At 39.0% G+C, this 12,663-nt stretch carries 10 protein-coding genes and 1 pseudogene; 8 read left to right on the forward strand and 3 right to left on the reverse strand.

Translation table 11 applies throughout. The features are described from left to right. Positions 1 to 323 precede the first annotated feature (323 nt). Positions 324 to 836 (reverse strand): hypothetical protein, encoded by a 513-nt coding sequence (locus tag JW841_11090; GenBank protein ID MBN1961482.1) that lies wholly within the window; start codon positions 834 to 836, stop codon positions 324 to 326. Between the two features lie 121 nt (positions 837 to 957). Here JW841_11090 and JW841_11095 point away from each other — a divergent pair, with 121 nt between their 5' ends. After that, complete coding sequence (locus tag JW841_11095) at positions 958 to 1,302, forward strand: hypothetical protein (GenBank protein ID MBN1961483.1); 345 nt, start codon at positions 958 to 960, stop codon at positions 1,300 to 1,302. Between the two features lie 315 nt (positions 1,303 to 1,617). On the opposite strand, the gene JW841_11100 is transcribed toward JW841_11095, so the two are convergent. Beyond that, positions 1,618 to 2,481 carry a DNA helicase UvrD gene (locus JW841_11100; GenBank protein ID MBN1961484.1) on the reverse strand — a complete coding sequence of 288 codons (864 nt, stop codon included), beginning with the start codon at positions 2,479 to 2,481 and terminating at the stop codon, positions 1,618 to 1,620. A 306-nt stretch (positions 2,482 to 2,787) separates the two neighbouring features. Here JW841_11100 and JW841_11105 point away from each other — a divergent pair, with 306 nt between their 5' ends. From JW841_11105 to JW841_11120, 4 genes are all read left to right on the forward strand, one after another. Beyond that, positions 2,788 to 3,162, forward strand: a complete 375-nt coding sequence (locus tag JW841_11105) for a TonB-dependent receptor plug domain-containing protein (protein ID MBN1961485.1) — start codon at positions 2,788 to 2,790, stop codon at positions 3,160 to 3,162. Positions 3,163 to 3,202: 40 nt separating this feature from the next. After that, positions 3,203 to 4,648: a TonB-dependent receptor gene (locus tag JW841_11110; GenBank protein MBN1961486.1), complete on the forward strand. Its 1,446-nt coding sequence runs from the start codon at positions 3,203 to 3,205 to the stop codon at positions 4,646 to 4,648. A gap of 51 nt (positions 4,649 to 4,699) precedes the next feature. Continuing rightward, the gene (locus tag JW841_11115) at positions 4,700 to 4,939 is read left to right on the forward strand and encodes a hypothetical protein (protein ID MBN1961487.1); all 240 of its coding nucleotides are present in this window, start codon (positions 4,700 to 4,702) and stop codon (positions 4,937 to 4,939) included. Positions 4,940 to 5,004: 65 nt separating this feature from the next. Continuing rightward, positions 5,005 to 5,970: a tripartite tricarboxylate transporter substrate binding protein gene (locus JW841_11120; GenBank protein ID MBN1961488.1), complete on the forward strand. Its 966-nt coding sequence runs from the start codon at positions 5,005 to 5,007 to the stop codon at positions 5,968 to 5,970. 271 nt (positions 5,971 to 6,241) lie between these two features. Here JW841_11120 and JW841_11125 read toward each other — a convergent pair. Next, positions 6,242 to 7,549 (reverse strand): annotated as a pseudogene (locus tag JW841_11125) (DUF3644 domain-containing protein). A gap of 470 nt (positions 7,550 to 8,019) precedes the next feature. On the opposite strand from JW841_11125, the gene JW841_11130 reads away from it, so the two are divergent. From JW841_11130 to JW841_11140, 3 genes are all read left to right on the forward strand, one after another. Continuing rightward, positions 8,020 to 8,250 (forward strand): DUF3820 family protein, encoded by a 231-nt coding sequence (locus JW841_11130; GenBank protein MBN1961489.1) that lies wholly within the window; start codon positions 8,020 to 8,022, stop codon positions 8,248 to 8,250. A gap of 186 nt (positions 8,251 to 8,436) precedes the next feature. Next, positions 8,437 to 11,295 carry a hypothetical protein gene (locus tag JW841_11135; protein MBN1961490.1) on the forward strand — a complete coding sequence of 953 codons (2,859 nt, stop codon included), beginning with the start codon at positions 8,437 to 8,439 and terminating at the stop codon, positions 11,293 to 11,295. A 5-nt stretch (positions 11,296 to 11,300) separates the two neighbouring features. Next, positions 11,301 to 12,503: a patatin-like phospholipase family protein gene (locus JW841_11140; GenBank protein MBN1961491.1), complete on the forward strand. Its 1,203-nt coding sequence runs from the start codon at positions 11,301 to 11,303 to the stop codon at positions 12,501 to 12,503. Positions 12,504 to 12,663 lie beyond the last annotated feature (160 nt).

Here is a 12,663-nt window from a genome sequence, read left to right on the forward strand (position 1 = left end):
ACTCTCTACGTCATGCCCTCGAAAGAGGGCATCCAGTAAAGCCTAATAAAATCGATCAATTACAGAGATGAGATCAAGAGTCAGCGCGAACGCGGGGGTCCATAACATATTGTTTTTACATAACATTCCTGGATTCCTGCTTTCGCGGGAATGACGTTATTGTTAGTATAATTGTTAATATTATCGAGTTTTGCAAGTGGCTCAATATAACGATAAAAAATAGGGCGTCTTCGATTCCCGGCGCCTCAACCAGTTAACATATTGATAACATTGATGTTTGTCGGTGGGTCGGGGACGAGGTCCCTGACCAGGTTCCTGAGTGTTCAAGTTATAAGCGAATTGCTAACACTAAAACATTTTAGAACTGCTCGTTCAGGAAATGGTTCTTTCAGTTTTACGTGAGGCATGCCTGCTAACTTTTTTTCAAACTTTAATAACTCTCGATTTGTAAATACAGCACCTTGGTCTTCTAGCCACCAAGAAACATGAAAACAAATATCTGTTAAAGAGCCAACAACCTTACGGTCATTAGTTGGTGCAAAAGTAACAATCTCAGTAGTGGTAATTTCTTTGTGAATTGCCTCATTATCTATGCCAATCAATGAAAGCAGATTAGCTAGGCGTATACGAAATTGAAATATGACCTCAATTGGCTCTAAAGCAGGGATCACTAGCGCTAATCTCGTCATTGCATTTGCGCAGACAACGATAGGTATGGGGATATCAATAATATTTGCGAACCAATCACCTAGTTTGCCTGTTGTTTCTGACGGATTTTTAGTAAGTTTTACGCCAAGACGTTGGGCTAAACGTTTAGTGCAGCGTAAAGTTAACATTTTGACTTTGCCTCAATTTTGAATTGATAAATGAAGCGATAGTCGCTTTTCAATATTTTGCATATCACTTGTCGATCAATTTTTTCTACGGTATGGCAGTAAAATATATTTGGAGGCGAACATGAGCCACGATATCGATCTAGGAAAATTTAGCGAAAAAGAGCTTATTCAACTAAATCATCGAATTGTCGAACGCCTTAATCAACTGCAGCAAACTAGGCGTTACCACGAATTAGCAAAATTTAATGTCGGTGATACGGTCTCGTTTACCCCAGAATGTGGCCATGTTGTAATTGGTACAGTAGTACGCCTGAATCAGAAAACAGCTACTATAGTCGCTAAAGATGGCATGTCGTGGCGAGTATCACCAACTTTATTATCGAAAGTACAAGAGGGAAATGTACTTAAAGAAAACCAAGGTGTTTTAGTATCGTTAATCGATTATATAAAAAGTCAGCAGGTATAGTATTTGCCTCAGCGGTGCTAACTTATTGGATTTAGTAATACTATTACTATGCTCTAAATTTCTCACCAAACTGTTGTGCAACGCACGCACACCAGACATCGATCTGAAAATTGCACCACACATAGATTTTTTGTGCAGTGGGGGGGCTTGTATTGTGGCTGCCTCGTTGGCGCTATGTGGCCTGGGTGATGCGTCCGGAGGTGGGGGTGGGGGATTATGTGTGGCTGGAATTATTTTGAATAGCTCGACATTAATTGGTGCAGTCGGTGTGTTATGACTTTTGTTGTCTAGTAGTGCAGGATTGAAGCATAAGCGTTATTTAATCCCATCCCAGTTTTGCAATAAAACACAGGGATCATTATTAGGCGTAAGTATCGTTGTGTGCTGTTTTCCTCTTGTTATGCTAACTCGCAAATTATAGCTTGTATAATCATTTATTTGGTTGCTGCTATTCCCAAGCACTATACGGTCAAAGTTAGCGACAATTTTCCCTTTAACGATTATGGGCCATCCTTCAAAAATAATCACTTCGTCAAATTGTTTGCCTTTAGCTTTATGCATGTTCATGATTAGTACACCAACCTCAACCTTTTTATTGGTAGCGAAGTGTTCACGAACAAATGCTTGTTTAATTATTTCAAGAGCTTTGGTGTAAGCACCATCATCACGCCAGTTTTGTGATAATGCTTGTCGGAGTTGTGTGCCGCGTTCAAATAATCGTATATTTCGTGATTCTTTTGCAACGTCTCTTAGCTGTGAATGTGAATAGCTGCTGTTTTCAAGTTGATGTTGAATTGCTTGCCAGTCTTTATCCGTTACTCCAATCAATTTTAGTGTTCGTGCATGATTATATGTCTCGCGTATTTTAAATAAAATACTATTTTTTCTTTCTGCCTTACCATTAGTTAAAGTAGTTAGATGTTTTTTGTGGGATTTCTGTAAAGTAGTGGCAGTGGCTATATCTTTCTTTGTTGGTGTATCGCCACCTTTACCCTGGTAGTAATTTAGCAATAAATCAATAAACTTATGAAAATGTTTATTGTTTAAATCAGGCTGCATTAAATAAGAGATTATATTAGCTCTTAATATGGCGGCTTCTAATTCAATTACCGCAACGTGAGGGATACTACGTAAATTAGCTGGTGGAGAACGTAAAATATCGGATACAATTCTTGTCATTTTTTTGGTAGGGACAAGAATCGCAAGTGTCCCAAAATCTCCGGTGTCTGGCACCATTTGATTTGGGCATTCCAACATGGTCTGATGGGGTAGTCGTCTCGGGGTAAATTTTTACATTTGCTACGTACTTTTGTTAAAAATGTTTCATAAAAGGCCATTTTTTCAACATGCTTTGGGGTATTGCCTTTTTCTTATGCCATTAGCAGTACTTATTTATGACTCTTCGCGCGCAGCGCGATTGGCTCTTAAGAAAAAAAAGATTGTGAAAAAAAAAATTAGAGATACCATAGCGTCAGGAGAAGTTATATGCTTTTCTTCGCGGTTGCACTACAGTTGTTAATTATCACAGCTGAAAAACCACCACTGCCAATAGAAAACGATATTTTAAAATCATCTAATTTAAATGCTTTTAGTCTCGAAGACCTTCTCAATATTGAAATAATTACCGCCTCAAATAAGGCTGAAAAATCTTCTGATGCCCCTGGTACAGTTATTATTGTAACTGCTGATGATATTCTGAATCGCGGATATAATGACCTTGCAGATCTTCTTCGTGACCTTCCTGGTATCGACCTTGTCGAGCACGCCGGACGTTTCGGAGAGCTGGTAACGATACGTGGTATCGAGGGTAATGATCGTTTTCTTGTGCTTATTAATGGACATCGTATCAATTCTCCTTAGGGTTGGTTTTTAAGCTTGGGGCCATTCTTTTTCATTGCAGATGGCAGAACGAGTTGAGATACTCTATGGTCCATCGTCGGTGATATACGGATCCGATGCTTTTTCAGCGGTAATAAATATTATACCCAAAAGACCTCAAGCAGATAAAAAGCAGTTTGGCGTTCGTTTGGGCTATGGTTCTTTTAATACTAACGATTATTATGCCGAAGGTTTGGTTTCGAATAGCGATTCGTTCTCAGTTACGGTTATGGGACGAGTTTATAACTCAGATGGATTTCGTTTTCCATATACCGGCTCCTATGCACCCATTAAGCAGTATCCAAACCCACTTGTGCCGCAAATGCTTCAGTCGATCAATGATCATAATCTGTTTGCTAATATTAGCTATCAAAATTTTCATTTTGGTTATTTTAAAAGACAATTTAACGAGGGGAGTGCCACTGGTCTTACGCCACGTCTATATGTCTATAACGATGAAAGCAAATGGATTGCTCAAGATAATATATTTTGGCTTGATTACACATATGATCTAGGAAAATTTGGTGAAATTAATGCTGACATAACCTACTCTCATTTTAAACTCATGCCAGAAACACAGTTTTTATTATTTACACAATCTACTGGATTTAATCGCGAATATATGACAGGTCTTGATCAATCCATACGAATAAAAACGACCTACAATGTGGACCTGCTTTATGATTTTAAAGTAACTTCGGGGATTGAATATACCTATATCGACAGTATACCACCCTTTGCAAATATTTCTTTATATGGTGAGCCTGTTAAATTTATTGGCAATGTTAGAAAAAATATAGAAAAAAATAAAAAGGTTTTCGACAATCATGTCGCAGTCTTTGGTCAGGTTTCATACACACCGATTTCTTCTTTTGCATTGATTTGTGGCACTCGTTTTGATTACTCACAACAATCAGAAAAATCATTTAACCCTCGCCTTGCTGCTCTATTTCGGCCGTCATCTATGACAACTTTAAGATTAACTTATGGAACAGCATTTCAAGCGCCATCTCTGTACTATCGTTTTGAGCAGTTTGATACACCAAGAGCAGTTCTAACTCCGGAGGATCGCCATGTTCTCCGTCTTGGTAATCAGACGATAAAAGCATACGAGTTTTCGTTAACTCAAGGAATTGCCAATAGTGTTATGCTTGAAGCATCAGCATTTTATAATGATGCTCGAAATCTTATCAGTAGAGTAAAATATTCAAGCTCAACATATAGTACCAAATACGATATGTATACCGAAGGACTACGCAACGAAAACGTTGGAGCTCAACGAGCATTAGGTGCTTTTTTAAAAAGTACGATAAGAATTGTCGATGGCGTCGATATTATGCTTCATTACAATTACACCGATGCTAAAATGAAAGCTCATTTTAATACAGAGAAAAGATTCGTAGAGTTACCTCGTTGTGCCAAATATAAACTATTGGCGAGAGTAATGTTACGTAAAAAATATTTTTAAATTTTTCCGAGTGTGCGTTGGGTGGGGCAAATTGCGTCATCTCCAAATAATGTGGCTTTTCCTGGTCAGAAGCATCCAGGATATACCGCCGTTGCACTTACGAGTACTTTACGTAACATAATTCCTTATGTTGAGTTTTTTGTTAGCGGTCAAGCTATCGTTGGACGAAGCGATCAAATTGGCCTTTTCGACAGTGACCCCTATACGGATTTGATACCATTGCCTCGCTATACTTTTACGGGTGGCTTACAGCTATTTGTTGGTGATGATTCATTAATAGCCAATCAATAACTTTTATAAGTAAGCGTATGCATTATTAAAAAGTGCTTTTTATTTAACAAACATAAGGAGATTTTATGCAAGTTAGCAAAAAAACTATTTTGTTACTGTTAATAAGCATTATGGCGATCGGCTGTGGGGATGATAAAATTAATGACTTTACGCTTATCGTGCCATGGTCAGCTGGAGGAGGTACTGATGCAACCGCACGCGCATTAGCACCGCTACTTGCAAAGGAATTAGGTGTTGAAATTACCGTTGTTAATCGCACAGGTGAGGGTGGCGTGACTGGACACCAAGCTATGCTTGATGGTGATCCAAAAAGCACTTTAGGTATTTGTACCGGTGAACTTGCGACTTATCATTGGCTCGGCCAATCTAATATAACATATGCAGATTTTACTCTCATTGGTCTTTACAACACTGCCGCTGCTGCTATTACCGTGAGTGCAACAAGTTCATGGCTTGTACTACAGGATCTCCTCGATGATATCGATAGTAATCCTAGCGGTACATACTCAATGTCTGGCGCATCAGTTGGTTCTCCTCAATCACTTGCAGTCGCAAGTTTGTTTAAAACAAAAGGAATCGATCCCTTAAAAATAAAGATGGAAACTAGTAGTGGTGCAGCAGACGCTTTAAATCTACTTAAAAACGGCACTATAGATATGATGCCGAACTCACTACCAGAAGTAAAAGCAGATCTTGATGCAGGAAATGTTCGTAGCCTTGTTGTGTTGGCTCCGGAACGTATTGATAACGAGTCCTTTGCTGATGTACCCACGGCACTTGAAGCTGTAGGTGAGGATATTGTTGGTGGAACATATCGCACTTTATGTGGTCCTGCAGGCATGTCGGAATCAACAGTAAATAAAGTCACCGCTGCTTTCGTCAAGGTATATAATAGCACTGAGTTTGAAAATTTCATGGTCAGCAATAATAATGTAATGACATTCGCGACAGGCAGTGCATGTAAAGATTGGCTCGCCGCTGCTGATATACAAGCTGGTCAATCTATTGAAGATCTTGGTCTCGCTCCATAACGCCATCAGAAGTATCATTATTTAGCTCCGGAGCCCCTCATATAAGTGCCGTGTATAGTGAAAATTAGCGCATATGTTTAAATGTGTATAGCAAGTAAAACATCAAATGCCGCTTTGAACAACTAGATATTTTCCCAACTAACAGCTTTGCTACCACAATTTTTTTTTACAAAATACTTTATAAAATTAGCAAGACTCTGTTCCATTTTGTGTCTGGCACCAAGATTTTGGGGTGCTGGGGTGCTGGGGTGCTGGGGTGCTGGGGGGGCGATTATTTTTTACTTGAGCGATATTTTTCGCGTGCATTCTTGATAAAATCTTTATCCGCAACGATTTTGTTAATTATCTCTTCAATCGCTGCATCGGAATAATAATGAAAATTAAGTTTTTTATATTTGAAATGGTATTTGTTATCAGCACTCTTCCATTTTAGCTTCTGAAGTATTGATTTAAAACAATGCTTATTTATGATAGGGAACCCATTTTTATCTTTTGCCACTAAATGCTTATGCAAATATTCTTGATCATATTTACTTTTCATCTGTAAATTTATTTTACATATAGCTTCTGATTGTGAATGAGGATGGGTTTCGGAATGATCAATAGTTTTATGAATAACAATGGCTTTTTGAAGGCCATCGACACCATCTTCTGCGCGCGAGAGCACAATTGATTCGCCATCATCGCTATTTTTTGCAAAGCGTAATGTTACATTTAGTGGAATTGCGAATTTTATATCATTGGTTGAAGTTACTATATTTTCTGTGTCATTAATGAACAAAATTAGTTCCTCTCCAATTTTTTCGCCATAATTCGCTTTAAGCTATAATATTTTTGGTTTTGAAAAATCACCAATAAGTGAAATCAAGCCAGCCTGCTGAATAGAAATGAAAGGTTGTTCTGTAAATTGTAAAAAATATGATGCATAATTTTGGATGCCCGATTGAAAAAGCCTTGAAAATAAAGACTGTGTCTCTGGCATTAAAAGATGAGCTGCTTCATCGCGGTAGTATGTAATCTGTTCAATATTTTTTCTAATATTATCATTTCCGGAGAAAATTTTTTCTAAGCTTTGCCGAAGACTTATGGTTTCTCGTATTCCTCTAGGGTTATAATTATCTTTGAAGATGCCGCTCTCTCCATCACGTTCTAATATTTGTGCTTTAAGAAGTTGTTCCCATGCAGTACAAAAGCATAGAACAAATGCATCAAGCCGATTTTCAATAGAAGGCCTATTGTACAGCTCTAGCGCAAGCAACATGTTATCTCTTGATTTTCGAAGCAATGCTTTTGATAGACTATATTTGCAATTGTGTCCCAAACCGCGTCGGTGTTTGCTCTGTGACAGCATTTTTGAAAATTCAACTTCTGATAAATTTGCTGCAATAGTTACTTCAAAAACGCCTTCTATCACCTCTGTTAAAAAATCCGAAAGTTGACCTTTCTTTAAATAAGTCGAAAAAGTCGCTTCTTTCCATCCCGTTTTTTGCTGTATTTCATTTGCTTTTAGCGTTTGTCCTTTTCTTTGGGCTTCTTTTAAAAGTTGCAGTAGTTTTCTATGGGTGGTTGGGATTATCATTGCAATTTTCTTCGAAATACCCAAAACTACAATACATATTAACATAATAAATTAATAAAATGGTTATTTCTTTGTAAACACGGTATAATGCAACTTAAAAGTAACCGGCGCAAATGCTGCTTCACTGGTCTACGTCGTACTAATCTGGCTAATCAATTAATTCTGCAATAATCAGCCACAAGTGCGCGAGATACAGCTCACGAACGCAAGGTCATGCGGTAACAGGAGAGTTGCATACAGTCGTTCGGTACTTAAAGATGTTTGTAAATGCAGCATTGATTGAAGTTACCTACTGAAGATGAGTGAGCTGTATCAAGCACAGGGCGATAACTTAATGCTTATTATTAAGCATGGTGGTATCGCTCAATTTTTTGAGTAATCAGCATTCGCTCATCGACATCAATACTCGACATTAGTGCTAGATACTAATACATGAGGTGTTGATATTGTGATAAATCGGTGGCTGACAAATGATTAACAACAATCACCCCAACTGTGAAACTTTACACGAACTTCAGCTGGTAAAGATGCCCTTTGGCAAATATGCGGGGCGAGCGATTATCGATCTTCCTGAGTCGTATCTGCTTTGGTTTCAACAAAAGGGTTTGCCGAGCGGAAAACTAGGGCAATTGATGGCATTAGCGCTTGAGATCAAAAGTAATGGGCTCGACAGTTTCGTAAATCAAGCGCTCGGACGTTAAAAGGATCATATTTATTATTTAATTAGGCGTCTTTTTTTGTACTGCAAATAGCTATTTAACAATAATAGTTAAATATAATTGTTACTACTTAATACATTCAAAAAGTAAATTTTTTTCAAACTTCGGCAAACACACCTACCTTTGATTACCATTGATGCATAGATTTTCATCTAAGGAGGGTGTGATATGAAAACCAACGTTTTCAAGTTTGTTGCCTTACGTGCTGCAGATTCTTCAATAGTAGAATCTCGCACTGAAGCCATAGTACATGATGAACGGACGTTTTCCGAAACACCCGTGGGACTTGTTGTAATTGAAAAAGACCCGCCGACGCCTGTCGCTACCATATTGCAACAAGTACGTGATTTAATTGCTAGCTCTGGGTATGATGCTGCAAAACGTCCCGAAATTTTGCTTAAACTTAATGAGCTGTATACCCATTATAAACAAACTTTTGATGTAGATAAATTTACAACTTCGTTAAATGAAATTCTTAACGCGACACCAGCAGAGTTTGTAGCTGATGATGCGTTTACTTCTTTACTATCTGAAGCTTGGGATACGCTTTATGCGCATTTCATTATTAAGCGTGTCGAGCCTATTGACTTAGGCGGTATGCTACAAGACTTAAGAATTTTAAAGCTGGTGCAAGATGTCGCTAAAGGGAAAAAACCTACCTCAGCTGCAGAACTTGCTGCTTATGACAAATATTTAGTTGTAGTGCCAAAGAGGCTGGCAAATTTTGCGCCAGCAAAAAGCACGAATCCAAATGCAGATCCTAACAATAACCATCAACCTGCACCAGACAAAGTCGCCGCATATGATGCCTTTTGGCACAAATTTGGTGACCTATATAATGCAAAACAAGAACTAGAAAAAACTGAGTGGCAACACAAAAAAGAAACTACTGACACTCCTGCAACTGGTAGTGATAATACAGCGACAGAGACTCAAAAGAAAGTCACAATAAAAACTCAAATTTATAAACTAACCATTGGTCAAAAGTCTCTTGCGGCTCTGAGTCCAAGCACCAAACAATGGTTAACGAAAAATTCAAATGTAGAAAATCATGTAGATCTCGCAGCTGTATCAAATAAGCTTAATAGTGAGCTGGCTGCACTACAATCGAAAATAATGACTATTAAAGATAGCCTCTTTTTTGAACGGCTACCGCGTGATGCCTCTTGGGCAGATTTATTTATTAACCTTGCTAACTTTAGATTGTATCCAGGAATACTATTTGGTTCACCCCCCGCTCCTGATGAATTTTCAGCGCCATTGGCTGAAGTTAAACCTTTAGGGGTTGGTGATCTTAAGGTGGTTAAACAAAAATTCGAAAAGTATTCGGCCAGTGAAATAGCACATATAGAAAATGTTCTGCAAGGTGAATACAAAGAGCGTAAACATCGCCAACTTGATAGAGTTGAAGATATAATCACTACTTCAGAAGAGAATTTAAAAGAAGTCGAACGTGATACCCAAAAAACCGATCGCTATGAGTTAAAAAAAGAAAGCGAACAAATAATTAAAACAGACATGGAGGCTCGCGCTGGGTTAACCGTAAGCGCTTCGTATGGTCCTGTTTCTATTGGAGCCCGTGCCGATTTTGCGTATGGCACTTCAAGTTCGACAACGACACGCAACTCATCAAACTTTGCCCGCGAAATTGTTGATCGCGCTGTTGAAAAAATACAGAAAAAAACACGAGAAGAACGTATTCATAAAGTCTTAAGCGAAACCGAAGAGATAAATTTGCACGGCATCGACAATAAGACAGGTACCGGTAATATTGCGGGTATCTATCGTTGGGTTGATAAACATTATCGCGCCCAAGTTCATAACTATGGTCGACGCTTAATGTTTGAATTCGTTATACCTGAGCCTGCAGCGTTTTTGCGCTATTCAAGTAACGAAGCTGCAAAAGCTGACACAGATCGTCCGCCATTAATTCCACTTGGCAACATCACGCACAGAGACATTCAAGACTGGAATTACCATGAGTATATTCAACGCTATGCTATTCAAGGTGTGACACCGCCTCCGCCTCAATTCACGACGGTCACCACTTCGTTAGCCTCTGGAGATATTCCAGCTGGCGTAGCTCGCGGCGATGCCAGCCATTCATTAAGTATTCCAGATGGTTATGTGGCTAAATATTGGACAGGTAGAACCCAATCATCTATGTGGGCTACCGGTAGTGATGTCGGTCTTACTATTATCGTTGGCAATGGTAGAAGTGATGGACTGCTTAATGATGAAGATACTAGCGTGCCCATTGCAATACATACATTAAATATAGCGGCGTTTGGTGCAACAATTGAAGTACATTGTGAAAGAACGCCACGACATTTTGAAGAATGGCAAATCGCCACTTTTGAAAAAATACTCGCCGCTTATCAATCATTACTTGCCCAACGTGAAGCTCCAAACATGCCAAACGGTTTGCCAAGCATTGCAATAAGTGGCCGTAATCCGGCGATGAATCGTGAAATTGAAAAAACTGAATTAAAGAAGAATTGTATTACAATTTTATCAAATCAGTACTACGGCAGTTTCGATGCCATTAAAAATACGCCTCCAGAAATAGATATCGCTGAATCACTTAGTGAAGCACATTACATTCAATTCTTTGAACAGGCTTTCGAATGGGAACAAATGACTTACCTGTTCTACCCATATTTCTGGGGGCGTAAATCACAATGGACTAATGTACTTGGGCAAGCAGATGTTGATCCGTTATTTGAGCAATTCTTAAAAGCCGGAGCAGCTCGTGTGCTAATACCGGTTCATCCAATATTTAATGAAGCGGTGCTTTACTACATGCAAACTGGTAACATTTGGAATGGAGGTGAAGCGCCGAGTATTGCAGACCCACTTTACGTAGCCTTATGGGAAGAATTGCGAGATCAGCAAGACGACCTTGAAGGGGCTATAGCAGAAGGTGAACCGTGGAGTGTGGTTATCCCAACCTCATTGGTTTACTTACAACAAGATTTTAGCCTGCAAACAACTAATGATGAGCTTAATCCACCTACTGAAAGCTAGCAGCCATGGCAAACTATCCACCACGGCTTTCACCGACAGAAATCAAATATCTTGCTCTTGAAGGTGGCGGCGGTAAAGGTAATGCTTTTGTTGGCGCCCTAGAATCCTTAGGCCATAGTTCATTAAATATAATTCAGAATTCTGGTTATCGCTTAACAAATATTAGAGGTGTCTCAGGGGCTTCAGCCGGAGCGATAACGAGTCTTTTTCTTGCCGCTGGTTTTTCTCCATTTGAATTAAAAACCATTACAGCATTAGAAGACTTTAATAGTTTTTTTGACGGGCCACACCCGGGTCGCGTTTTTCGTATTGGCGGCTTTCGTACCGAACCCAATCGTGACCCGGCAGCAGCACTATCCACGCAACTCGTAGAACAATTTGTTGCTTTACTTCGCGATGTAGATGGCATTCGTATTGCGCAACATATCGTAAGTCATTCAAGGGTACGTGACTTAGTTAGGCATTTGCAAGAAGTCAACAGTTTGATTGAGGCGATATTAGCAAGTCACGATTTAACTAGTGCCGCGAGTATTCTTCGCGATCTAATACCACGAGTTACACGCCTAAGTACTACTGACATTACCGGCTCACTTACAGCAGTTGCAGAAATTTTTAATGCTATTCCACCAACTATTTTTGCACGACTGGTACAAATATCTTTTTCATCAATACGTTTGCTGCATATATATTCTGCGAGAAATGAGCTTCGTTTAATATTTTCTCAGCTCACTTTCATTTTTTTGTTTATTCGTTTGTTTCTCAGGGACGAGACTTATCGCACTTTACTTAATCGCGATTTACAAGGCACAGCTCAAGCCTTAGTACAAGACTATGGGATGATGACAGGTGAAGAGATTTATAAATTCTTTCGCCGTTGGCTAGCAGTAGCGCGTTTACGGGTTAATCAACCTTCGCAATATCAACACTACTTAGCAGCCGCTAATAACGATATTCCAACTTGTTTTGCTAATCTTAAAGAAATAGTTGAATCTGGTTCTGATTCAATGCTGCAACGCTATCGCGATGCTAATATGACTTTTGCTGAGTTTGAACGCGAGTTTCAAATTAAGTTTGCAGTAACCGGCTCTAACTTAGAAACGCTCACAAGCCATGTTTTTTCAGGGGCAACAACACCGCGTTTCTATGTAGTTGATGCTGTACGCATTTCGATGAGTTTGCCAGTGGCACAAGTGCCAAACGTCATATGAAACAGCAACGATATTCTAATCATTCATCCTATTCTCTTTAAAATAAATCATCAAAATACATTTTGGTTTATCTTTTCTGTCGTAAATCTTTAAGCTGATAACATTATAATCTATAGAATATCGAATTGCTGACACACCTATACGCATTGTCAAATGGCGA

Source organism: Deltaproteobacteria bacterium (assembly GCA_016931625.1).
In the GTDB taxonomy this organism is placed as follows: Bacteria; Myxococcota; XYA12-FULL-58-9; order XYA12-FULL-58-9; family JAFGEK01; genus JAFGEK01.